The organism is Burkholderia sp. B10 (assembly GCF_004368385.1).
Lineage (GTDB): Bacteria > Pseudomonadota > Gammaproteobacteria > Burkholderiales > Burkholderiaceae > Burkholderia > Burkholderia vietnamiensis.
Map to the genome: position 1 here is coordinate 1 of NZ_PQMX01000086.1, position 21,847 is coordinate 21,847.

21 protein-coding genes are annotated in these 21,847 nt (G+C 68.6%); 11 read left to right on the forward strand and 10 right to left on the reverse strand.

All coding sequences use genetic code 11. The features are described 5' to 3' along the window. Window positions 1-266: 266 nt before the first annotated feature. The 3 genes from C3Y15_RS27630 to C3Y15_RS27640 all read right to left on the reverse strand — a co-directional run bounded on the left by C3Y15_RS27630 (window position 267) and on the right by C3Y15_RS27640 (window position 3,702). Complete coding sequence (locus C3Y15_RS27630) at window positions 267-665, reverse strand: winged helix-turn-helix domain-containing protein (protein ID WP_011882595.1); 399 nt, start codon at window positions 663-665, stop codon at window positions 267-269. 362 nt (window positions 666-1,027) lie between these two features. Beyond that, a complete protein-coding gene (locus C3Y15_RS27635; protein ID WP_014725393.1) occupies window positions 1,028-3,238 on the reverse strand; it encodes a xanthine dehydrogenase family protein molybdopterin-binding subunit in 2,211 nt (736 codons plus the stop codon). A 2-nt stretch (window positions 3,239-3,240) separates the two neighbouring features. Next, the gene (locus C3Y15_RS27640) at window positions 3,241-3,702 is read right to left on the reverse strand and encodes a (2Fe-2S)-binding protein (RefSeq protein ID WP_059460938.1); all 462 of its coding nucleotides are present in this window, start codon (window positions 3,700-3,702) and stop codon (window positions 3,241-3,243) included. Between the two features lie 179 nt (window positions 3,703-3,881). Here C3Y15_RS27640 and C3Y15_RS27645 point away from each other — a divergent pair, with 179 nt between their 5' ends. The 8 genes from C3Y15_RS27645 (at window position 3,882) to C3Y15_RS27680 (ending at window position 12,237) form a co-directional block, all read left to right on the forward strand. After that, complete coding sequence (locus C3Y15_RS27645; protein ID WP_034194301.1) at window positions 3,882-4,808, forward strand: AraC family transcriptional regulator; 927 nt, start codon at window positions 3,882-3,884, stop codon at window positions 4,806-4,808. A 1,486-nt stretch (window positions 4,809-6,294) separates the two neighbouring features. Then, window positions 6,295-6,588, forward strand: coding sequence for a hypothetical protein (locus tag C3Y15_RS27650; RefSeq protein WP_080484433.1), 294 nt, complete (start codon window positions 6,295-6,297; stop codon window positions 6,586-6,588). A gap of 160 nt (window positions 6,589-6,748) precedes the next feature. Continuing rightward, window positions 6,749-7,075 (forward strand): hypothetical protein, encoded by a 327-nt coding sequence (locus tag C3Y15_RS27655; protein WP_011882588.1) that lies wholly within the window; start codon window positions 6,749-6,751, stop codon window positions 7,073-7,075. Between the two features lie 111 nt (window positions 7,076-7,186). Further along, a complete protein-coding gene (locus C3Y15_RS27660; RefSeq protein ID WP_011882587.1) occupies window positions 7,187-7,777 on the forward strand; it encodes a hypothetical protein in 591 nt (196 codons plus the stop codon). A 74-nt stretch (window positions 7,778-7,851) separates the two neighbouring features. Beyond that, window positions 7,852-8,133: a hypothetical protein gene (locus C3Y15_RS27665; protein WP_011882586.1), complete on the forward strand. Its 282-nt coding sequence runs from the start codon at window positions 7,852-7,854 to the stop codon at window positions 8,131-8,133. Between the two features lie 44 nt (window positions 8,134-8,177). Further along, window positions 8,178-9,980: a chemotaxis protein CheA gene (locus C3Y15_RS27670; RefSeq protein WP_069240362.1), complete on the forward strand. Its 1,803-nt coding sequence runs from the start codon at window positions 8,178-8,180 to the stop codon at window positions 9,978-9,980. Window positions 9,981-10,131: 151 nt separating this feature from the next. Next, window positions 10,132-10,716, forward strand: a complete 585-nt coding sequence (locus C3Y15_RS27675; protein ID WP_011882584.1) for a hypothetical protein — start codon at window positions 10,132-10,134, stop codon at window positions 10,714-10,716. A 144-nt stretch (window positions 10,717-10,860) separates the two neighbouring features. Further along, window positions 10,861-12,237: a sigma-54 dependent transcriptional regulator gene (locus C3Y15_RS27680; RefSeq protein WP_224056636.1), complete on the forward strand. Its 1,377-nt coding sequence runs from the start codon at window positions 10,861-10,863 to the stop codon at window positions 12,235-12,237. A 102-nt stretch (window positions 12,238-12,339) separates the two neighbouring features. Here the strand turns inward: C3Y15_RS27680 and C3Y15_RS27685 are convergent, their stop codons facing one another. Next, entirely contained in the window at window positions 12,340-12,831 is a 492-nt protein-coding gene (locus C3Y15_RS27685) for a hypothetical protein (protein ID WP_011882582.1), read from the reverse strand. Between the two features lie 357 nt (window positions 12,832-13,188). On the opposite strand from C3Y15_RS27685, the gene C3Y15_RS27690 reads away from it, so the two are divergent. After that, complete coding sequence (locus C3Y15_RS27690; protein ID WP_069246449.1) at window positions 13,189-13,890, forward strand: response regulator transcription factor; 702 nt, start codon at window positions 13,189-13,191, stop codon at window positions 13,888-13,890. Window positions 13,891-14,305: 415 nt separating this feature from the next. On the opposite strand, the gene C3Y15_RS27695 is transcribed toward C3Y15_RS27690, so the two are convergent. Then, on the reverse strand, window positions 14,306-15,859 hold the full coding sequence (locus tag C3Y15_RS27695) for a methyl-accepting chemotaxis protein (protein WP_011882580.1): 1,554 nt from the start codon (window positions 15,857-15,859) through the stop codon (window positions 14,306-14,308). Between the two features lie 258 nt (window positions 15,860-16,117). Between C3Y15_RS27695 and panE the strand changes: the two genes are divergently transcribed. Beyond that, window positions 16,118-17,056: a 2-dehydropantoate 2-reductase gene (gene panE, locus C3Y15_RS27700; protein WP_059991770.1), complete on the forward strand. Its 939-nt coding sequence runs from the start codon at window positions 16,118-16,120 to the stop codon at window positions 17,054-17,056. Window positions 17,057-17,103: 47 nt separating this feature from the next. Here the strand turns inward: panE and C3Y15_RS31895 are convergent, their stop codons facing one another. The 3 genes from C3Y15_RS31895 to C3Y15_RS27710 all read right to left on the reverse strand — a co-directional run bounded on the left by C3Y15_RS31895 (window position 17,104) and on the right by C3Y15_RS27710 (window position 19,682). Next, a complete protein-coding gene (locus C3Y15_RS31895; RefSeq protein ID WP_165487640.1) occupies window positions 17,104-17,247 on the reverse strand; it encodes a hypothetical protein in 144 nt (47 codons plus the stop codon). 168 nt (window positions 17,248-17,415) lie between these two features. Next, the gene (locus C3Y15_RS27705; RefSeq protein WP_069246450.1) at window positions 17,416-18,000 is read right to left on the reverse strand and encodes a nucleotidyltransferase family protein; all 585 of its coding nucleotides are present in this window, start codon (window positions 17,998-18,000) and stop codon (window positions 17,416-17,418) included. Window positions 18,001-18,386: 386 nt separating this feature from the next. Then, the gene (locus tag C3Y15_RS27710) at window positions 18,387-19,682 is read right to left on the reverse strand and encodes an aspartate carbamoyltransferase (protein WP_034194295.1); all 1,296 of its coding nucleotides are present in this window, start codon (window positions 19,680-19,682) and stop codon (window positions 18,387-18,389) included. A 213-nt stretch (window positions 19,683-19,895) separates the two neighbouring features. Here C3Y15_RS27710 and C3Y15_RS27715 point away from each other — a divergent pair, with 213 nt between their 5' ends. Then, a complete protein-coding gene (locus C3Y15_RS27715) occupies window positions 19,896-20,030 on the forward strand; it encodes an entericidin A/B family lipoprotein (protein ID WP_009688930.1) in 135 nt (44 codons plus the stop codon). Between the two features lie 109 nt (window positions 20,031-20,139). Here C3Y15_RS27715 and C3Y15_RS27720 read toward each other — a convergent pair whose 3' ends face one another. Both C3Y15_RS27720 and C3Y15_RS27725 read right to left on the reverse strand, forming a co-directional pair. Next, entirely contained in the window at window positions 20,140-20,688 is a 549-nt protein-coding gene (locus tag C3Y15_RS27720; RefSeq protein WP_011882575.1) for a hypothetical protein, read from the reverse strand. 147 nt (window positions 20,689-20,835) lie between these two features. After that, on the reverse strand, window positions 20,836-21,777 hold the full coding sequence (locus C3Y15_RS27725; protein WP_059475286.1) for a DMT family transporter: 942 nt from the start codon (window positions 21,775-21,777) through the stop codon (window positions 20,836-20,838). Between the last annotated feature and the right edge of the window lie 70 nt (window positions 21,778-21,847).

Sequence of the window (21,847 nt, forward strand, 5' to 3'; positions counted from 1 at the left end):
GGGTTGGGGTGGCGCAGGGCGGTGTGGCGAGGACGCGGCGCGGTGTCGGGCTCGGCTTGGCGCTTGGGGTGCCGTGGCAGGGCTTGGCTCGACTGGACTCGACTCGAGGGGGCTCGGCTCAGTCCGGCACGACTTGGCACAGCTCGGCTCGATGCGGCTCGGCATGGCATGGCTCGGCACGCCTCGGCTCAACGCGCCCGACGTACCGCGCCCCACCCAACCAGAAAACCGGCCGGCGCGCCTCGGGGCGCCGGCGCGGCCGCGGGTCACGCGTAGTCGGCGGTCACCATCGGCTGCGGCGCGGCGCGCAGGATCGGCGCGGCATCGTGGCGCTCGACGTGCGTCATCGCCGCGCCGAACAGCACGAGCCGATAGCCGACCGCATAAATCGGGATGATCCGCAGGTTCTTGTCGTGATCGAGCTGCAGCTTCGAACGGATCCGCGAGATGTGCGTGTCGAGCGTGCGCGACGACACGCCGAGCTCCCGGCCCCAGACCGCTTCCTGGATCGCTTGCCGCGGAACGATCTTGTTCATGTTGTCGAGCAGGAACTCGACGACGTCGAATTCTCGCGGCGTGACGTCGACGACCTTGTCGTCGATTTCGATCGTCCGGCGCACGAAGTTGATTTTTATGTTGTCGATGTACAGGTATTTGCAATCCATGGTGGCCCTCGCATGTCCGTAAAGGAGTGTTGCGAGTCATGTACTGCAACTTCCGGGCCAGTGATGGAGCCGCCCCAGCCGTGCGGCGGGTCCCGGCGCCCGCAATCGCGCGCCGGTGTTGAATCTAAAAGAATTTTTAACGGCGCCGCAGCCGCGTGCCGCGGCGCCGGCCCGACCGATATTGAAGAATTGTTACGTAGCATCGCGCGGGAACGTTACGGGCGTTACGTGCGTAACGTGCGTTACGGGCGGCGTTACGGCGCAGTCACGCGCAGCACGATGCGGGCGCGGCGGGGCGCCGCGCCGCACCGACGCACCGGGCAACAACGCCACACCGCACCGCCCGATGCGTCACACGTCGGTCAAGCCTTCGCGCCGCCGGCCGAATCGAACGGCAGCACGTAGTGCCGCTTGCCGGTCGCCGCGAAGATCGCGTTGGCCACGGCCGGCCCGACCGGCGCGACACCGGGCTCGCCGACGCCGGTCGGCGCCTGCGCGGACGGCACGATGTGCACCTCGACCTTCGGCATCTCGGCCATCCGCAGCACGTGGTAGCCGTCGAAGTTGCGCTGCTCGACGCGGCCGTCCTTCAGCGTGATCGCGCTGTGCAGCGCCGCGCCGAGCCCGAAGCCGATGCCGCCTTCCATCTGCGCGGCGACGATGTCGGGGTTGATCGCGATCCCGCAGTCGACCGCGCACACGATGCGCTCGACCTTCACGTTGCCGTCCGCGTCCACCGACACCTCGGCCACCTGCGCGACATAGCTCTTGAACGCCTCGGCCACCGCGATCCCGCGCCCGCGGCCCTTCGGCAGCGGCTGCGCCGGATCCCAGCCGGCCTTCTGCGCGGCCAGCTCGAGCACGGCGCGCATGCGCGGCTCCTTCGCGAGCAGGTCGCGGCGGAACAGGTACGGGTCCTTGCCGGCCGCGTGCGCGGCTTCGTCGATGAACGCCTCGACCGCATACGCGGTGTGCGAGCTGCCGACCACGCGCCACCACAGCACCGGCAGGCCGACCTTGGTCGTGGTGAGTTCGACCGACACGTTCGGCACCGCGTACGGCAGGTTCGCCGCGCCCTCGACCGACGTCGCGTCGATGCCGTTCTTCACCATGAACGCGGCGAACGGCGTGCCGGCGAGGATCGACTGGCCGACGATGCGGTGCCGCCAGCCGACCAGCCGGCCATCGGCGGTGAGCCCCGCATCGAGCTTGTGGAAGTACATCGGGCGGTAGAAGCCGCCCTGGATGTCGTCCTCGCGCGTCCACTGCAGCTTGACCGGCGTGCCGTCCGCGCCGAGCGCCTTCGCGATCGACACGGCCTCGACCACGTAGTCGGACCACGCGTTCGCGCGCCGGCCGAAGCTGCCGCCCGCATACAGCGTGTGGATGCGCACCTGCTCGGGCTCGAGCCCCGCGACCTTCGCGGCGTTGCCCTGGTCGATCGTCTGGAACTGGTCGCCGGCCCAGATCTCGCAGCCGTCGGCCGTCAGCTTGACGACCGCGTCGAGCGGCTCCATCGGCGCGTGCGCGAGATACGGGAATTCGTAGGTCGCGCTGAGCTTGCGCGCGGCGCCGGCGATCGCCGCGTCGGCATCGCCGTCCTTGCGCGCCGACACGCCCGGTTTCGCGGCGAGCTGGCGGTATTCGCGCATGATCTCGTCGGAGCCGCGCTTTTCGGCGTGCGTTTCGTCCCAGTCGATTTTCAGTGCGTCGCGGCCCTGTTTCGCGGCCCAGAAGCCGGTCGCGACGACGGCGACGCCATTCGGCACCTGCACGACGGCCACGACGCCCGGCACCGCCTTCGCGGCCGTCGCATCGACCGACTTGACGGTCGCGCCGAAGCGCGGCGGCCGCTGCAGCAGCGCGACGCGCATGCCGGGGAAGGTCGTGTCGAGCGTGAATTGCGCGGTGCCGTTCGACTTCGCCGACGCGTCGACGCGCGGGATGCGATGGCCGATCAGCTTGAAATCGGCCGGCTGCTTCAGCGTGACGTGGTCGGGCACCGGCAGTTTCGCCGCATCGGCGACGAGCGTGCCGTAAGCGGCCGTCCTGCCGCTCTTCGCGTGCGTGACCACGCCGCCCGCGGTGCTCAGCTCGCCGGCCGGCACCTGCCAGCGCGCGGCCGCGGCCGACACGAGCATCGCGCGCGCCTTGCCGCCGGCTTCGCGCAGCTGCTGCCACGAGTTCGCCATCGCCGAGCTGCCGCCCGTGCCCTGTATCGTGCCGAACGCGAGGTTCGCGTAGCGCTTCGCGTCGGCCGGCGCGCTTTCGACGCGCACGCTCGACCAGTCGGCGTCGAGCTCCTCCGCGACGATCGTCGCGATGCCCGTGTACGCGCCCTGGCCCATTTCGACGTGCTTGGCAATTACCGTGACCGCGCCGTCGGGCGTGATGCGCAGGAACGCGTTCGGCGCGAAGTCGGCGGCGGGCGGCGTCGCGGCGAGCGCGCGGCGGCCGAGGCCGGCCCATTCGAAGCCGATCGTCAGGCTGACGGCGGCTGCGGCGCCCGCGGTTTTCAGGAAGGTGCGGCGCGACGCGCGCACCGAACCGGCGTTGTCGAGTTCGATCGTCATGGTCACGCTCCCAGCGTCGCGGCCGCGTCGTGGATCGCGGCCCGGATGCGGGCGTAGGTCGCACAGCGGCACAGGTTGCCGTTCATCGCGGCGTCGATGTCCGCGTCGGTCGGCTTCGGGTTCTGTTCGAGCAGCGCGGTCGCGGACATGATCTGGCCGGACTGGCAATAGCCGCACTGCGGCACCTGCAGTTTCACCCAGGCGGCCTGTACGGCCTGCGCGGGCTTGCTCTGCAGGCCTTCGATCGTCGTCACCCGTTTGCCCGCGATGCCGGCCAGCGGCAGCACGCACGAGCGCACGGCCTGGCCTTCGAGATGGATCGTGCATGCGCCGCACTGCGCCATGCCGCAGCCGAACTTCGTGCCGGTCAGCCCCGCATGCTCGCGGATCGCCCAGAGGACGGGCATCGACGGATCGGCGTCGAGCGTGACGCTCTTGCCGTTGAGGACAAACGTGGTGGGCATTTTTTTGTCTCCGTGGGGAAAACCCGGCATGCGCCGGATCAGGTGGGAGTGTGCGCGAACGGCCCGTCGTTACGGCTATCCGATCCTGCAAATTTATTGAACAATCCTGCAAATCCCGGGCACGGCGGCGCGCGTTTCGCTATGCTCGCGCGATCCGCAAAACGACACGAGGAACCGCCATGGACATGACCGATATCGCGGCATCGCGCGAATCCGGGCGGCGCGAGCTGGCGTCGCTGATCGGCCGCTTCGCGCCGGCGGACGGCTCGCACGCGACGGCCGTGCCGGCGCTGATGCTGCACCGCCATACGCGTGCGGTCGATCTCGGCTGCGGCGTGTCGCGCGCCGCGCTCGTGATCGCCGCGCAGGGCGCGAAGCGCGTGGTCGTCGCGGGGCAGGCCTACGAATACGACGCGCAGCACTGCCTGATTACGTCGATCGACTTGCCGATCCTGTCGCGCGTCACGCAGGCGTCGCCCGACGTTCCTTATCTTTGCCTGTCGCTGACGCTCGACCTGCAGCGCATCGTCGAACTCGCTGCCGAGATGCGTCTGCCCGAGCCGGAGGCCGGCCCCGAAGGCGAAGGCATCGCTGTCGCCGAGTTGACGCCGCCGCTGCTCGACGCCGCGCTGCGCCTGTTGCGGCTGCTCGATACGCCGGCCGACATCCCGGTGATCGCGCCGCTGATCGAAAAGGAACTGCTGTACCGGTTGATGACGAGCGGGCAGGGCGCGCGCCTGCGTCACATGGCCGTCGCCGGCAGCCACACGCACCGGATCGCGCGCGCGATCGAATGGATTCGCGCCCACTACGCGGAACCGATGCGTGTCGAGACGCTCGCGCAGGCCGTCAACATGAGCGTGTCGTCGCTTCATCATCACTTCAAGCACGTGACCACGCTCAGCCCGCTGCAGTATCAGAAGCAGTTGCGCCTGCACGAGGCGCGCCGGTTGCTGCTGCGCCAGGGCGGCGACGTGGGGTCGGTGGCCGCGACGGTCGGCTACGAGAGCGCGTCGCAGTTCAGCCGCGAATACAGCAGGCTGTTCGGCGCGCCGCCGATGCGCGACGTGGGTCATTTGCGCAGGAAGGAATTGCTCGGTACGTAGTCGGCGCTGCGGGCAGGTCGTCGGCCGATGAGGAGCGACGCGGGCCGTGCGGGCGGCGATGCTCCGTGCACGGCGAACCGCACGGTGCTGCAACCGGCATGCCAGCGGCGCGCGCGTCATATGCGGCGCGGTATCGGGTCGTGCCGCGGCGCGGCCGGCGCGCCGCTGTTCCACCCGTGTATCCCGCGCCGCGCCGCACGCATTCGGCGCTCGCGGCGTCGCCGCGTATCGACGCGCCGAAAATGCGAGAAACGCCATACCACGATGATTTTTTCGCGCCGAAACGACGCTTGCACGCGCAGCTTCGCGCGCGGGAAAGCGGCGTCGACGTCGTTTCCGAGTTGTTTCTCCGGTGTATCGCGCGCCATGCGGACTCACGTGACGCCCGCACGATACGCACATCGAAACGCAATGCGCCGGCGTTCATTACCGGACGATGAAATGAATGTGCAACGTAATAAAACGCCCGATGTGCTGGCGGATACGCGCGAATGCCCGGCGTTTTTCATCGAATATGCGGACCGGTAGAAAGCGGTGCGGCCCGTGCCGGTTTTGCGATTCGTCGCTCTGCGGCATTAACCATCGATGTGCGAGCGAGTCGGGATTTTCACGGATGAATCAATCGTATTTTCGGGTAATCGGTTTGCCGCTGCATGCTTCGTGCAATCGGTCCCGTGCCGTATGCGCGCACGCTTTGCGCGAAGGCGCGCGGCGCGCGAGCGAGCCGTCCGCAACTTGCCGCGCGCCCGCGAAAGCCCGGTGGCAGGCCGTTTTCGGGCGTTGACGTGTCCATTGTTCCGAACCGGCAGCGCGCGATTCTCAACTCTGAAACAGACGTTCGGTAGCACACACATGCGGCGCCGCGCACCGCGTCGCGCGGCCTTCGGTGGGATTGCTTCTCGTCAGTCGATGATCGCCGCAGGCGGCCACCTGTTGCCGCGATACATTCCTGAAACGAAAACCGCATGTTTCCGCGCTGCCCGCGCGCCGTGCCACCCGCAATCGTCGGCGCAATCGTGCGTGGCATGCCGCTTGCGGTATTGACCGCACCGGCGGGCAGTCGACCTGATGCAGTGAAGATTGGGGGGGCGGCAGTCTCGTCAATAAGCAGTCGGGGAACAGCGATGAAGACCACAAGCAGCAGCTTGATCCGCGCATTCTCAGCGCAACGATGGGGTAACCGTACGACTCGCGGCGCAGTGCCGGCGTCGCGAGTGCGTCGTTGCCGGCGTTCCGGTATCCGCGCATTGCGCGTGCTGGAGCCGCTGTCGTTTCGCGCCACCACTGATCGACAGCGGCGCTCTCGTCGACTCACTTCACCCTGATGGACCAGCAGTTCGTATCGGGCCGCTCGATGCCGATGCGCGCGTGCACGTCCATCGACATTTCGATCGCATCGCGGCAATAGCGGCGCGACCCGGACTGTACCGAAAACGCGCGAGCCGGATTATCCGCATGATCGGCGACCGGTAACTCACGAACAACGTTGCTGCGTGACGGTCAGGCGCGCGTGCACGGTTGCGCATTGTTGTCGCGTTGCCGCGATTACGCGGCGATTTTCAGCGGCAGGGCGTTCGCCTTCGGTAAACCGGGTCGTGCATTTTCGCTCGCCGGCAGTGGCGAGCCGCATGCCGGCGCGCGGCGCCGCCCGATATCGAACGACGCACGACGAACGATACGGAACGATGCATTCGTTTTCCGGGTTCGAGACTCGGTTTATTCCGGTGACTTCACCGGTGCGCAAGCCGGTATTCAAAACAATGAATCGCAGGGCCAATAAAACAGCGAATGGGATTTAGGCAATGAGCCGAATTGCGATCGGAGAAACGCTCGTTGCCGATTGAATGGCGGTCCTTGTGTTCAGGGATTGCTCGACGCAGGCAGGCTGAAGGCGTGCAGCTTCCTGCGCTTGTTCCGTCCACGCCGTTTTGGAGTCGACCATGAAGAAGCTTCTGATTGCAGCAGCAGTGATGGCGGTTTCGGGTGCAGCGTTCGCAGCGAGCGGCACCCAGTCGAGCAGCAGTTCGTCGAGCGGCGGCCAGACGATGGCGGGGGTGACCGGCTTCGGTCACTTCACCGCCACCGATTCGGGTGCGGCACTCGGCGCGGCCGGCGCGATGGCCGGCGGCGGCACCAGCGCGGCGGTGTCGTACACCGATCACACCAACACGTCGACGGTGGGCGGCTTCGGCTTCGGCGGCTCGCAGTCCGGCGGGCTGAGCGGCGCGAACGCAGGCTCCAGCGCCTGGACGTTCCGCCACTACTAAGCCGCCGCGCGCAGCGCTCGTCATCGAATGGTGGCGCGGACGCCGGGAATCGCCCCGCACGGGGCGGCCCGGCGATCCGGCCACCGACCTTCGTCATCGCAAGGAATTGCTATGAAAGCCAACGTCTTTTTAGCGACCGCGCTCGCCGTGCTGTCGTCGGCCGCAGCGGCCGCCGGCACGACGACCTTCAACCAGACGCAGTCCGTGGCGTCGGGCGTCTCGGGTTCGGTGCTGGTCGGCACCGGCAGCTATACGAGCAACACGACTTCGGTCGCAGGCGCGAGCGCCGGAAGCACGGTGACGCCTGCGGGCTCGACCGGCACGGCGTCCGCGTACCACGACTCGACGTCGACGGCCGGCGGGTGGGGCACCAACGGCGGCGCGTTCGCGGCTGGCGGCGGGATCGGCGCCGCGGGCTCGTTCGGCGGCACCGCCAATACGACCGAGAACGCGAATGCGTTGTCGGGCGGCGTGACCGCCACGATCGTGCTCGGCGCGAACCACTACACGGCGAGCGGCGGCAACGACGCCGGCATCGCGAACGCGGGTGCGAGCGGGCTGGCCGGCTTCGGCGGATCGTCGACGATCGCGGGCTCGAACCACTACAACACGTCGACCGTCTGGAGTACCGGGCCGGCCGGATCGCCGTCGGCGTCGGGCGGCAGTCAGGGCAGCTCCGGCGCGACGGCCGGCACGCCCTGATTCGGGTGGAAGGGACCAGTTTCCCGGTGACGCTGGTCTCTGTTGCGCCGTTGTCGTCACCGTAAGGAGCTGGCATGAAGCAGAACCTGATTGCCGCCGTCGTGATGCTCACGTCGCTGACGGCGTATGCCGCCGACCGCGCGACCGACGACGTGCAATCGAACGTACAGACGTCAAGTAACACTGAGCAGACAACCAAACCGTCACCGCAACACACGCTGTCGCCGGGCAATGCCGCCGGCGCGCCCGCGGCCCCGCCATCGCAGGGCATGCCGGGCGGTTCGTGGTCGCAGTTGGGCAGCGGCTGGAAGCAGTTCGGGGAAACAGGCAAAGCGGCAGGAACGCAACGGGATTGATGCGGTTGCCTGGGTGGGCGGTCCAACCTCGTCCGGAGATCAAAATGAACAGCAGCAAGATCAGGGCGGCCAGTGCGGCGATGTTCGCGCTGGCCACGATCGGCGCCCATGCGCAGACCGCCGACTCGACTTCAAGCGCGCAGTCCTCGACGTCGTCGACGGCCATCGGCCAGGGCGGCGGCTCGAGCATGAATACCAACGTGACGAGCTCGCGCGGCGGCAATGCGACGAGTGGCAGCACGAGCGGCGTGCGCGGCAGCGGCAATTCGAGCGTGCAGGTCAACTTGACGCTGCCTTCGTCGACGAGCGGCGGCTCGACCGTGACGCCGCAGAGCGCGAGCTCGCTCGCGGCCGGCGCGCCGGGCTCGAGCCCGTACAACACGCAGGTGGCGGAGAACGTCAACTACTCGGGCACGCAGACGATCAAGACGAACCCGGCGATCCAGGCGCCCGGGCTGACGACCACGTTGTCCGATACCTGCATGGGCTCGGTGAGCGTCGGCGTGTCGTTCCCGGGGTTCGGCGCGACCGGCGGCACGACGCTGGTGGATCAGGCGTGCGTGCGACGGCTCGATGCGCGCGAATTTCGCGCGATGGGCTTGACCGACGTCGCGCTGGCGCTGCTGTGCCAGAGCGACGCGAACCGCCGCGCGGTCGAGGCGACCGGCCACCTGTGTCCGGGCACGACCGCGCCGCTCGCGCGCTCGAACGTCGCGCCTGCCGCCGATGCGACCGTCGCCGACGACTTGAAGTTCCGCGATCCGCTCGTGCGCAACCGGATGGGGCTGCCGCCGCTCGATGCGGCTGGGCCGGCGCCTGCGCAGATGCGGGCGGTGGCGGCGAATGCGGGGCAGGCGGGGGCGTCCGTCGCGGGAGCGCCGATCGGCGCGCCGGCTGCGGCGGCGATGCCGGGTGCGGCGCAGGCGGCTGCGGGGAATGGTGCGCAGGCGGCCGCGGTCGTGCCGGGCGTGGCCGCGGTGTCCGCTGCGATGAGCGCGGTGCCCGCTGCAGCGACCGCTGCCGTGTCGCCGAGTGCCGCGACGGTTGCGGACAACGTGTCACGGCCTGCACCGGCACCGGTCGCGGGGGATAAGGTGCCCGCGCCTGCGTCGGTGATTGCGGAGAAGGTTTCGAAGCCCGCACCGATGGTTGCCCAGGAGGCATCGAAGCCCGCACAAGTGGTTGCGGAAAAGGCACCGGCACCCGTCCCGACGGTTGCGGAGAAGGCGGCGGAGCCTGCGTCGATGAGTGCGGAAAAGGCGTCGACGCCTGCAGCAGCGGTTGCGGACAAGGCATCGGCAGCTGTCCCAACGGTTGCTGAGAAGGCATCAGAGCCTGCGTCGGCGATCGCGGAAAAGGCCTCGACGCCTGCACCAGTGGTTGCAGAGAAGGCGTCGGCACCCGTCCCGACGGTTGCGGAGAAGGCGGCGGAGCCTGCGTCGACGATTGCGGAAAAGACCACCGAACCCGCGGCGACCGCCGCCGACAAGGCCCCGATGGTCGCCGACAAGCCCGCAGACCCCGCACCGTCGCTCGCCGCCAACGCGTCCGCGCGCACGCCGGCCGCGACCGACACCGGCGCACCGGCCATGCCGACGGCCGACGCCAACGCAGTCGACCGCGCGCCGCAAGCGCCGATCGCCTCGGCCATGCCTGCCGCCGAAGCCGCCCAGCCCGTGGCGGCGACGGCCCCGAGCGCTGCCGACGCAACGGCCGTGGTCGAATCCGCAGCCGTGCCGGCCGCGGACGTGCCCGCGACAGCCACGCCGGCGATCGACCAGCACGCCGCCCCGTCGGCGCCGCTCGCGCCCGCGCCGACCGTCGTCTCGACGAGCACGTCGTCGTGACCGGCAGCGCGCTTCGATGCAACCGGTATGCCGCCTGCACGGCAAGCGCCGCAACCGGTTGCGCGATGCGCGCGACAGCTTTGACGGGTGTTGGTTCTACCCCGAGGCCAACACCTCTTTTTGCCTGTCGAGGGGACAGGAGGCGCGGATCATGAGGTTCCTTTCGATCGTTCTGCTGCTGGTCGGCGCACACGCCGCCGCGCAGTCGCTGTTTCAGAATCCGGCGGTGTTCGTGATCCTGAACGAACAGAGCGTCGCGAACGCCGCGAGCATCCAGCAGTCGCTGACGACGCTCGGCCGCCCCGACAACACCGCATGCGTGCCGATGATGATGGTCGGCGATCCGCAGACGATCTACATGGTGCCCGAGGAAGGCCACGCGCCTTCATGGCAATCGCCGGTGTACGGCCGCGCCGCGCCGTTCGTCGCGCAGAGCGGCCCGACGCCGACCGGCAAGACGGTCGGCGCGATGCAGCACGCGGACGACATGCAGACGCAGCCCTGGGCCGACGGCAGCACGGTCACGCAGACGATCGCCGGTGCATCGAGTCTGTCGGCATCGGCGCGCGTCGACGACTGGCAAAGCCACGCGCTGGCCGCGATCGAGACGGCGCGCGCCGGCGACGTGACCGTGGACGGCAAGACCTACCGCCGCTATCGCGACGAACTGGACCGGTCCGCGCGGCCCGTCGTCGAACCGCAGATCTATATGCGGCGTGTCGTGTTCTGCCGATAGCGTCATTTTCCCGATCGGACCGGCAGGCCGCGCGCCATGTCGCGCGCCCCGCGCCGACCGACAACGCCATGCGACGAGGCCATCGTGAATCAATGTTGCCGGATCAGATTGTCGAGCCATCCTGAAACCGAGCGGATCGCGTGCATGCCGCCGCCGGTCGCGGCGTCGCGCCATCATGCCGCGCCGTCGCGCCCGCTCGTCTATGTGTCGCCGTATCCGGACGCCGCGCTCGTCGACTGTCTCGCGTCGCGCGGCTGGGACGTCTCGCGCGCCAAGTCCGTTGCGGACGCACTCAACCTCGTGAAGGCGAACCGCCTGCATGCGGGAATCGTCGACTTCACCGCGTTCAATATGCGTGACGCGGCGCGTGACGCGGCCGCGTTCGAGGCGCTGCTGCGCGACCCGCACGTCGGCTGGGTCGCGCTCGCCGACGACGCGCTGCTGCGCGATGTCGCGCTCGCGCGCCTGATCCGCCAGTGCTGTTTCGGCTTCGCGTCGCGCGCCGCGGGCTGCAAGACGATCGGCTATCTCGCCGGCCATGCGTACGGGATGCTGAAGCTCGCGCACGCCGACCCGGCCGCGCTCGCGATGCCACCCTGCGACACGATGATCGGCGCATGCGACGCGATGCGGCGCCTGTTCTCGACCATCCGCAAGGTGGCGAACACCGACGCTGCGGTGTTCATCGCCGGCGAATCCGGGACGGGCAAGGAGTTGACCGCCCGCGCGATCCACCGGCATTCGTCGCGCGCCGACGCGCCGTTCGTCGCGGTGAACTGCGCGGCCATTCCGCCGACGCTGCTGCAGGCCGAACTGTTCGGCCACGAGCGCGGCGCGTTCACGGGCGCGCACCAGCGCAAGATCGGCCGGATCGAGGCCGCGCACGGCGGCACGCTGTTTCTCGATGAAATCGGCGACATGCCGTTCGAGAGCCAGGCGAGCCTGCTGCGCTTTCTGCAGGAAGGCACGATCGAGCGGCTCGGCGCGCACGCGTCGGTGCCGGTGGACGTGCGGATCGTGTCCGCGACGCACGTCGATCTGGAGGCGGCGATGCAGGCCGGGCGCTTTCGCCCCGATCTGTATTACCGCCTGTGCGTGCTGCGTATCGACGAGCCACCGCTGCGTGCGCGCGGCCGCGACATCATGCTGCTCGCCGATCACGTGCTGCAGCGCTATCGGGGCGACAGCCCGCACCGGATTCGCGGCTTCATGCCGTGCGCGATCGAGGCGATTCACGACTATGCATGGCCGGGCAACGTGCGCGAGTTGATCAACCGGATTCGCTTCGCGGTCGTGATGACGAACGGCCCGCTGATCTCGGCCGACGATCTCGAGTTGAGCCAGTACCGGTTGCGCCGCCCGCCGACGCTCGTGGAGGCGCGCCGGCAGGCGGAGCGCCGCACGATCGAGGAGATGCTGCTGCGGAACCGTCGCCAGCAGCATGCCGACGTCGCGGCGCAGCTCGGCGTGTCGCGCGCCACGCTGTACCGGCTGATGACCACGCACGGCCTGCACGGCTGACGCGGCGCGTGCGCGCGCAGCGGGCGGCGGCCTGCGTCAGGGACCGCGCGGAAAAACTCACTCGTGGGGCCAGCGCAAGCCCTTTATTGGCGTGAACAGGCCCTAAGCCGGGCGCTCGAAATCCGATTCGATCCAGCGTGCGGCGCTGGCCTTGTTGAGCTTGAATCCCGCCGACACCTTCGCGTCGGCCAGCAGTTCGCCGTACGGGTCGAACGCCTTCAGTTCGGCATACGGCTCGAACTCGTCCGGCACGATGTCGAGCGTCACCGACACCTCGATGCCGTCGTCGCGCTGCACGGTCACTTCCTTGTGCAGCATCGCGCGGCGCTGCTGCTCGTGACGCATCAGCACTTCGGTCGCGGTTTTCACTAGCGTGCGGAACGCGTTCGCATCCATCGGCTTCGGGTTCTTCTTGTCGCGGCCCATCGTCCACGGGCCGACGAGTGCGGGCTCGGCCTCGCCGTCCTTGATCATTTCGACGGCCCAGCCGTCGTCGTCCTCGTTCTTGATGATGCGGGCCGTCCAGCCGTTGTCGCGCCAGAGGCCGTCTTCGTGGATGGTGGTGTCGTCGGAGTGCAGATCGGATTCGGTCATGGAAGAAGCAGGGGGCCGGCCGACGGCGCACGGCCGGGCGTGCGCAGCCGTCGGCCGGTCGTCCGGAATGGCATGCTGGGCCGCAATTTTACCGCGCCGGCAAGCGGCGCGGCCCGCACGGCCCGCAACGTCGGCCGTCCGGACGATGCGCGCGTCCGCGATCGCGTACGACGATCGAAATATCAAACTCGTATTACGTCCCTGGGCGTCCATCTATACCGCGTCCGATATCCCGGCCGCGCGCCGTTTCATAGAATGACGTTGGGATAAAAATATCCCGCCCGCGGAGTCACCGCCCAACCGGCCGCGTCGCGACGTGTCGCGTCGCGCGGCCACGCGAACCTTCAGGAACCACGCATGGGGAAATTCAACATTCGCACCGTTTTCGCGTACGACTGGCCGCTGACGCTGGCCGGCGTCGAGCATATCGCCGGCGACGCGTGCGCGATCGCGCTCGTCGGCGCCTATCGGAGCCCGTCCGACATGGTCGCGGCGCTGGCCGATGTCGACTGCGATATCGCGCTGGTTGACTATTCGATCCGCGGCGGCCCGCAGATGGACTGTCTGGCGCTGCTCGCGTGGTTGCGGCGCATGCGCCCGGGCGTCGGGACGGTCGCGCTGGTCGGCAGCGAGAGCCCGGTGATCCTGCGCTCGATCGTCGCGCAGGGCTGCCCGAGTCTCGTCAGCAAGTTCGACGATGTCGGCCACATCGTCACGGCGATCCATTCGACCTACAGCGGCGGACGCTATGTGTCGCCGCTCGTGCGCGGCGCGCTCGATACGATTGCCGAACAGGACGGGCCGCCCGTCAAGCTGTCGACGCGCGAAATCGAGGTGATCCGCCTGTATCTCGACGGCATGCCGATCAAGACGATCGCGCAGCGGCTGAACAAGGGCAAGCAGACGGTCAGTGCGCAAAAGATCAGCGCGATGAAGAAGCTCGGCGTGAACAACGATGTCGAGCTGATTCAACGGGCGGCCGCACTCGGCTTCGGCGGCGGACAGGCTGCGGGGCGGCTGCGCGGCGCGGGTGCGGTATCGGTGATGCAGCGCGAATGACGATGCCGACGCGTATGCGCGATGTCGATGGCGGCAAGGTCGCGCGGTGGGGCGGTATGCGATCGGCCGTGAACGCCGATCGGTGGGAAGGGTGAATGAGCGGAGTGGGCCGAATGCGCCGAGCGGGCTAAACGGACGAAGGGATCTGAACGGCCGCGGCCGATACATCTTCGATCGACGTGCGCCCCGCGGGGACGGCCGGGCAATTGCGTAACCGGCCGCGACACGAGACGCCAGTTCGCCGCGCGATCGTCGCCGCGCAAGCGGGCGTTCGCGCCTATGAAGCGCACGTGCGTGCGTCGTCGCATCGACACCGCCCGCAACCGAATGTGAGCCCCGGCCAGCCACCCGACGCGAGCGCGCCGGGTGCAGCAGCGCGCCGCAAGCGCGCCGGTATCAGGCCGGTATCAGCCCGTCATGCCGGCAACGAGAACCGCGTGACCGCGTCGCGCAGCGCCTCGGCCTGGTCGCGCAGCGAATGCGCGGCAGCGGCCGCCTGCTCGACGAGCGCCGCGTTCTGCTGCGTGACCTGATCCATCTCGCCCACCGCGCGGTTGACCTGTTCGATGCCGGCGCTTTGCTCGCGCGACGCGTGGCTGATCTCGTCGAGGATTTCGTTGACGCGGCGCACCGACTGCACGATCTCGGTCATCGTTTCGCCGGCGTGCGTGACGAGCGTCGCGCCGTGCTCGACCGTTTCGTTCGACGACACGATCAGCGACTTGATTTCCTTCGCCGCCGTGGCCGAGCGTTGCGCGAGCGAGCGCACCTCGGCCGCGACCACCGCGAAGCCGCGGCCCTGCTCGCCCGCGCGCGCCGCTTCGACGGCCGCGTTCAGCGCGAGGATGTTGGTCTGGAACGCGATCCCGTCGATCACGCCGATGATGTCGCCGATCTTGTGCGAGCGGGCCGTGATCTCGTTCATCGTGCGCACGACGTCGTCGACCACCTCGCTGCCGCGCGTCGCGACCTGCGCGGCCTGGCCTGCCAGCGTTGCGGCCTGCGCCGCGCTGTCCGCGTTCTGTTTCACGTTGGCGGTCATCTCGTCCATGCTCGATGCGGTCTGCACGAGGGCGGCTGCCTGCTCCTCGGTGCGCTGCGACAGGTCGGTGTTGCCCGATGCGATCTCGCTCGCGCCGACGTTGATGTTCTCGGTGCCGGCCCGCACCCGCGACACCATGTCGATCAGGCCGCTCTGCATCGAATGCAGCGCGTGCAGCAGGCTGCCGCGATCGTCCTGCTTCACCGTCACGCGCGTGGTGAGGTCGCCCTGGGCGATGCGCTGCGCGGCGTCGAGCGCAGTCTCGAGTTCGCCGCCGAGGTTCGCACGCACGCTCTTCAGCACCAGCACCATCACGACGGTCGCGGCCGCGCCGAGCACGGCCGTCATCACGAGCCAGCGGCCGACGCTCGCGAGCACCGCCGCATAGACGTCGTCCATGTACATGCCCGTCACCAGATACCAGTCCCACGGCGCGAAGCGCTGCACCGCGCTGGTCTTGGCCTGCGGCTTGTCGGCGCCCGGCTTCGGCCACATGTATTCGACGAAGCCCTTGCCGCCGTCCGCGTTGCCGGCCTTCACGATCTCGATGAACAGATGCTTGCCGTCCGGGTCGGTGAAGTTCGACACGTCCTTGCCGTTGAGCTCCGTCTTGATCGGATGCATGACGATCGCCGGCTTCGAGTCGTTGATCGAGATGTAGCCGTCGGTGCCGTAGCGCATCGCGGCGATCGCTTCGAGCGCCTTCTGTTTCGCGTCGGCTTCGGACAGCGCGTTCTGCTGCGACAGCTTGTAGAAGTGATCGGCGACGTTGGTTGCCTGCGCAACCAGCGTGGACAACTGGTCGCGGCGGTCTGCCGTCATCGACGTGCGCGTCTGCCACGCGCCGATCCCGGCGATCATGAGCAGGCCGAGCCACAGGATGACGATCATCGAAGCGAGTTTCTGGTTCAGGGAAAGGGTGCGCATGGGTATCAGGTCGGTCGGTCAAGCAGGCGCGCCGGGACGGCCTAGCGGTTTACTTCTGGTTTACTTGTTTGTCGGCTCGACGCGACCGTTCCCGTAGGCGGGAAATCCCTTAGATGTCTTGCGAACGTCGCATGCCGGCCTGCGGTCATCCCTGCATATGCATAGGTTGTGTGGCTATACTGTCTGACGATTGCGGCCATGCGCCGGGCCGGCGAGCGGCCCGCGTGGCGGCATTGAACGAGGCGAAAGGAGGCAGCGATGCGGATTCTGGTGGTAGGGGCCGGCGCGGTCGGCGGATATTTCGGCGGACGCCTCGCGGCGGCCGCGCGCGACGTGACGTTCCTGGTGCGCGAAGGTCGCGCGGCGGCGCTCGCGCGCGATGGTCTGATGATTCGCAGCCCGCGCGGCGACCTGACGCTCGCCAATGTGCAGACGTTACGCACCGGCGACGCGGCCGCGCCGTTCGATCTGGTGCTGCTCAGCTGCAAGGCGTACAGCCTCGACGACGCGATCGCGTCGTTCGCGCCGTTCGTCGGGCCGTCGACGTTGATTCTGCCGATGCTCAACGGGATGCGTCATCTCGACGTGCTGCGCGAGCGGTTCGGCGCGGAGCGGGTGCTGGGCGGACTGTGCGTGATCGCGGCGACGCTCGATCGCGAGCAGCGGATCGTACATCTGAACGACACGCACGGCCTCTCGTTCGGCGAACTCGGCGGCGGCGAATCGGCGCGCGTGCGCGCGGTGGCCGACGTGCTCGGCGGCGCGGGCTTCGACGCGACGCTCAGCGACGACATCGTCGCGCGGATGTGGGACAAGTGGGTGTTCCTCGCAACCCTGGCCGCAAGCACGTCGTTGTTTCGCGGTTCGGTCGGCGATATTCTCGCCGCGCCGGACGGACGCCGCCTGCTCGAGGCCATGCTCGACGAGTGCAGCGCGATTGCCGCGCACAACGGTTATCGCCCGGAGCCGGCCGCGATCGAGCGGATGCAGCGAATGGTGCTGACGCCGTCGCCGCTGACCGCATCGATGCTGCGCGACGTCGAGAACCGCGCGCGCGTCGAAGCCGATCACGTGCTCGGCGATCTGCTCGCGCGATGCGACCCGCATGCGGCAGATGCGCTGTCGTTGTTGCGCATCGCGTACAACCATCTGAAGACTTACGAGGCGCGCGTCGCGCGGGAAAGCGCGGCTGCTTAGTGGCTGTTGCGGGTCACACGATGCGCGTGGTCGTGTACGGCCATCGGCTAAACCGGATCCTTGCTCGGCGGCCCGTCCGGTTGTTGCGGATTCTCGTGAGGGTGGCCGGGCGCCGGCGGCGACAACGGGTCGTCTTCCGGATCGCGGTTCGGGTCGGCCGGGGGCTCGGGCATCGGGGTAGTGTGATCCATGGAGAGCTCGCGCAATGCGTGACAGGGGAAGCGGACGGCGCGGTGAGCGCGCCTCGTCTTCGTTATAGGCAATCGGGCACGCGTTTGCAGTGCGATTGCCTGCGATATTCGCTCGGCGGTTGATATCGCACCGAATCTCGGACCTTGCGCTGGCGGCGCGCGTCGACGTCAGCGCAGATCGGCCGGCGTATCGACGTCGCGCACGATGCCCGGATCGTCGACGTCGAGCAGCTGCACCGGCGCGCTGGCGAACAGCGCGCGGGCGCCCGTATCGCCGTCGAGCGCGGCGAGCGCATCGTAATGGTGCAGGGCAAAGCCGACCGGATGACCGCGCACGCCACGATGCATCGGCGCGACGATCGACGCGCGATCGGCATCTAGCGCGCGCGTGACGGCTTCGTAGGTGGATGCGGCGATCCACGGCATGTCGGCGAGCGCGACGAGCCAGCCGGTCGCGTCCGGCGCCCCGCGCACGCCGGCTGCGAGGCTCGCGCCCATGCCGCGCATCGCGTCGGGCGCGTAGACGACCTGGCAGCCGGCTTCGTTCAGCAACATCGCGAGTTTTTCGGCGCCGGGACGCACGACGGCGACGACGTCCGCCGTCGCCGCCGCAAGGTGCCGCGCAGCGGCGACCGCGACCGGCGTGCCGTCGGGCAGCCGTGCGAGCAGCTTGCTGTGCAGCCCCGTTGGATCGAAGCGTTGACCAAGACCGCCGGCGAGCAGGACGCCGGTGGCGAGTGACGCATAGGACATCGGCGCGGGGAGAGGAGGGCAGGTGGGCCGATTGTGCGGGAGCGGTCGGCGATCGGCAAGTGCCGATGTTACCGACGCAGGCGGATGGGTGGCGGAAAGAATGTCGGCGAGCGGTTGCGTTCGTGCATGGTCGCGTCGAGCGCAGCGGATTGCACGTGCTGAGCCGTGCATCGCCGCGTAGGCGCGGACGCCGCTCGCGTTACCGATGATCGTGACGATAGTTGTGCGGCTGGCGGCTGGCGGCTGGCGGCTGGCGGCTGGCGAGTGCGACCGGCGACCGGCGACCGGCGACCGGCGACATGCGCCGCGACGCGCGTGCTCGCGCTGCCGGCATCGGCGTTCGCGGCCGGATGCGAACGAATCCGGCCGCGCGGCGCCGCTGCGCGTCAATCGATCCCGTGGAACACCGCGTCCTCCGGCCCGAGATACGCAGGCGGGCGCCACGTCGCGTCGCGCATCGAGTGCTGGACCAGATTCTCGACGCCGAGCAGCACCGCGAAGATCGCCATTCGCACGGGGATGCCGTTGTCGGTCTGGCGGAAGATTGCGAGGCGCGGATCGCGGTTCAGGTCGACGGACAGGTCGTTCGCGCCGGGCCGGCTGTCGCGCGGCAGCGGGTGCATGATCAGCGTGTCGGGCTTGCATACGGAGTCGACGAGAGCCTGGTTGATCTGGAATTCCGGCGTGTAGCCTTCGAACGATTCGTCGGTGAAGCGCTCCTTCTGGATCCGCGTCGCGTAGACGACGTCCGCGCCGCGCAGTCCGGCGGCGAGGTCGTTGGTCTGCTCGATCACGTGACCGTTCGTCGTGATCTGATCGATGATGTACGCGGGCATCTCGAGCGTCGGCGGCGACACCAGCGTGAACTTCAGCCCGCGATACAGCGCCAGCAGCTTGACGAGCGAATGGACGGTGCGGCCGTATTTCAGGTCGCCGACGAGCGCGATATGCGCGCCGTCGACGATCTTGCCCAGGCGCGAGAATTCGCGCTGGATCGTGTAAAGGTCGAGCAGCGCCTGGCTCGGGTGCTCGCCGGGGCCGTCGCCGCCGTTGATCACCGGCAGGTTGGTCGCGCGCGCGAATTCGGCCACCGAGCCCTTCTCCGGGTGGCGGATCACGAGGGCGTCGACGTAGCCGGCCATCACGCGGCTCGTGTCGTAGATCGATTCGCCCTTGGCCATCGACGAGAACGTGAAGCCGGTGGTGTCGCACACCGAGCCGCCGAGCCGGCAGAACGCCGCCCCGAACGACACGCGCGTGCGGGTGCTCGCTTCGAAGAACAGGTTGCCGAGCACCGCGCCCTCGAGCACGCGCGAAATCTTGTGGCGGCGCGCGATCGGCTGCATCACGTCGGCGACGCGGAACAGCGCTTCCACCGAGTCGCGCGAGAATTGGTCCACCGAGATCAACTGCGGCTTGCCTTCGAACAGGAACTGCTTCGCGAGGCCTTGCTTGTCTACGCTTTGCGTATAGTCTTCGCCATCCGGGCCCGCCCGCCCGACGATTTCCGAGACGAAGCGCTCGACGATCTCGGGCATGCCGCGCGATTCCTGCGAATCGTCGGGCAGCAGCCACGTATCGAGCGCACGGCGGCTCACGCCGATGCGGCTGGCGAACGCTTCGCGCGTCATGTTGAGGCGGCGCATCGCGTCGCGCAGGAAGGCTTGCTGGGGAACGGTCATCGGCGGCACCCTGGTGGAAAATATACGCGATGCGTATATTAGTTCGGGCGACGACGAAGTCAAGCAAAATCTGCGCGGCCGCGACGCTGCGTGCACTGGCGCGCGGCGGGCGTCTCCGTATAATCCGTTCAGGCCCCGTGTTCCGCATGCCGCGGGACGCGCCGCCTGACACGATCTGCCCGGTCGGGCTTGTTGACTCGAAGGAGAATGAGAATGACGCGTACGATTGCTGCAATGCTGCTGGTGGTGACCGCCGCGCTCGCCGGTTGCAATACCGTGGCCGGCATGGGGCAGGATATTTCGAAGGGCGGCCAGGCGATCAGCGATACGGCTGAGAAGGCGAAGTAAGCCGAACGGTTCCGGCCTGCGCGGAACACACCGGCCCGTCCCGCCGTTGCGGGGCGGGCCGGTGTTTTTTGCGGCCCGCGATAGAGGCCGCGTCACGCCGAACGCGGCGTCAGGCGCTTTCGACGAAGGCGTAGCGGCCGTCGATCTTGCGCGGCGAAAACCAGCCGAAGTCGGGGAACATCCGGTTGCGGACGAACCACACGTAGCCGACCAGGATCACGGTGACGGCGAGGCTCGGCAGCGCGGCGGACGGATCGCGACCGAGCGCGGCGATGGTTTTCGGCAGTTGTAGCAGCGACAGAACGATGAACGCGTGATACGCGCCGACGCGGTGAGTCGCGAAGCCCCAGATGAACAGCAGCGACAGCGACACGGTCAGCGCACCGAACAGCAGCGTCGCGCCGATGCCGAGCCCACCGGCGGCGAACACGTAGGCGAGTGCGACGCTGATCAAAAGCTGCGCGACGCCCAGCCCGACCAGGATGCGCGTGTGCACGCGGTTTCTCCAACACAGCGCGGGATCGGGGCGCGACGCGATCAGGCGCGCGAGCAACTGTTCCTTGAGACCGTGGCCCGCCAGCTCGGCGAGCACGTCGGCTTTCCTCGCGCCCGCGGACAACAGCGCCGCGATGCGTGTTTTGGCTTCCTTCTTGTTCATGGCGATGCGTATGCGTTCGGTGGTCGAATGGCCAGGCCACGCGAATATTGCATCTTGCGCGACGCGGCGCAACGGTTTTGCCGCGCGCCGACACATTCCTACAATCGTTACCGTTGGCCGGTCACGCGGGATGCGCAGCGGACCGGATCACTCGGCGATCTGCGATGCGGACGCGTCCGCTTGCGCTGCCGGTCGCCGCGTCGCCGCATCACGCCGCCGCGTCGCGCCTACGAGCATCGCCGCGACGACGAGCGCAACGCCGAGTACCTGCGTGCCGCCGAGCGTCTCACCGAACAGCGCCACCGCGAACAGCACGGCCGAGACCGGCGCGACGGCGGTGAACAGCGCCGCTTCGGTGCCGCTCGTGCGCGCCGAACCCGCGTACCAGCATACGTAGCCGAGCACGGTCGGCACCAGTGCGTAATACGCGATCGCACCGACGGCGCCGAGCGTCCAGCCGCTCGCCAGCGCATGCCATTCGAACGCGGCCGGCACGAGGGCGAGCACGAAGCCGAGCCCCGACATCGCGGCAGACAGCGCGAGCGGCGACAGCGGCGTCGACAGCCGCCGGTTCAGCAGGATGAACACGGCTTCGCATGCGACGGCGGCCAGCACCAGCGCGTTGCCGGCGAGCGTGCGCAGCGACGGCATGGCCTGCCCCGGCGCGAACGTGACGGTCAGCACGCCGGCGGTGGCGAGTGCGGCCGCGCACCAGTCGCGCGGCGTCTGGCGCTCGCGCAGCACGACGGCCGCGATCAGCGTCGACATCGCCGGCAGCGTGCCGAGCATCACGCCCGCATCGATCGGCGACGACAGTTTCGTGCCGCCGATCAGCAGCACCGTGTAGCCGACGCCGCCGGCCGCCGCCTGGACGACCAGCAGGATCGCGTCGCGTGTCGACACGCGCGGCCATCGTGCGCGCTGGATGCGCATCAGCGCGAGCAGCAACGGCGTTGCGATCAGGAAGCGCAGCGCGGTGGCGGTGAACGGCGGCAGGCCGCCGGCCGCGATGCGGCTCGCGATGACGGTGCTGCCGACGCCCGCCATCGCGGCGGTCAGATAGAGATAGCCGATCAGTCGTGTGTTCATGCGGCGCATCATCGCGGGTGACGATGCGGCCGTCTTGAATGAAATTGCGGGGGTGTTCGGGGCTGTGAGG

Excerpts from the sequence above, each read along its gene's own strand:
- C3Y15_RS27705 (WP_069246450.1), bottom strand. The coding sequence starts at position 18,000 with ATGTCCTATGCGTCACTCGCCACCGGCGTCCTGCTCGCCGGCGGTCTT.
- C3Y15_RS27695 (WP_011882580.1), bottom strand. The coding sequence starts at position 15,859 with ATGCGCACCCTTTCCCTGAACCAGAAACTCGCTTCGATGATCGTCATC.
- C3Y15_RS27665 (WP_011882586.1), top strand. The coding sequence starts at position 7,852 with ATGAAGCAGAACCTGATTGCCGCCGTCGTGATGCTCACGTCGCTGACG.
- C3Y15_RS27680 (WP_224056636.1), top strand. The coding sequence starts at position 10,861 with ATGCCGCCGCCGGTCGCGGCGTCGCGCCATCATGCCGCGCCGTCGCGC.
- C3Y15_RS27645 (WP_034194301.1), top strand. The coding sequence starts at position 3,882 with ATGGACATGACCGATATCGCGGCATCGCGCGAATCCGGGCGGCGCGAG.
- C3Y15_RS31895 (WP_165487640.1), bottom strand. The coding sequence starts at position 17,247 with ATGGATCACACTACCCCGATGCCCGAGCCCCCGGCCGACCCGAACCGC.
- C3Y15_RS27675 (WP_011882584.1), top strand. The coding sequence starts at position 10,132 with ATGAGGTTCCTTTCGATCGTTCTGCTGCTGGTCGGCGCACACGCCGCC.
- C3Y15_RS27670 (WP_069240362.1), top strand. The coding sequence starts at position 8,178 with ATGAACAGCAGCAAGATCAGGGCGGCCAGTGCGGCGATGTTCGCGCTG.
- C3Y15_RS27710 (WP_034194295.1), bottom strand. The coding sequence starts at position 19,682 with ATGACCGTTCCCCAGCAAGCCTTCCTGCGCGACGCGATGCGCCGCCTC.
- C3Y15_RS27690 (WP_069246449.1), top strand. The coding sequence starts at position 13,189 with ATGGGGAAATTCAACATTCGCACCGTTTTCGCGTACGACTGGCCGCTG.
- C3Y15_RS27640 (WP_059460938.1), bottom strand. The coding sequence starts at position 3,702 with ATGCCCACCACGTTTGTCCTCAACGGCAAGAGCGTCACGCTCGACGCC.
- C3Y15_RS27685 (WP_011882582.1), bottom strand. The coding sequence starts at position 12,831 with ATGACCGAATCCGATCTGCACTCCGACGACACCACCATCCACGAAGAC.
- C3Y15_RS27720 (WP_011882575.1), bottom strand. The coding sequence starts at position 20,688 with ATGAACAAGAAGGAAGCCAAAACACGCATCGCGGCGCTGTTGTCCGCG.
- C3Y15_RS27725 (WP_059475286.1), bottom strand. The coding sequence starts at position 21,777 with ATGAACACACGACTGATCGGCTATCTCTATCTGACCGCCGCGATGGCG.
- panE (WP_059991770.1), top strand. The coding sequence starts at position 16,118 with ATGCGGATTCTGGTGGTAGGGGCCGGCGCGGTCGGCGGATATTTCGGC.
- C3Y15_RS27715 (WP_009688930.1), top strand. The coding sequence starts at position 19,896 with ATGACGCGTACGATTGCTGCAATGCTGCTGGTGGTGACCGCCGCGCTC.
- C3Y15_RS27655 (WP_011882588.1), top strand. The coding sequence starts at position 6,749 with ATGAAGAAGCTTCTGATTGCAGCAGCAGTGATGGCGGTTTCGGGTGCA.
- C3Y15_RS27660 (WP_011882587.1), top strand. The coding sequence starts at position 7,187 with ATGAAAGCCAACGTCTTTTTAGCGACCGCGCTCGCCGTGCTGTCGTCG.
- C3Y15_RS27635 (WP_014725393.1), bottom strand. The coding sequence starts at position 3,238 with ATGACGATCGAACTCGACAACGCCGGTTCGGTGCGCGCGTCGCGCCGC.
- C3Y15_RS27630 (WP_011882595.1), bottom strand. The coding sequence starts at position 665 with ATGGATTGCAAATACCTGTACATCGACAACATAAAAATCAACTTCGTG.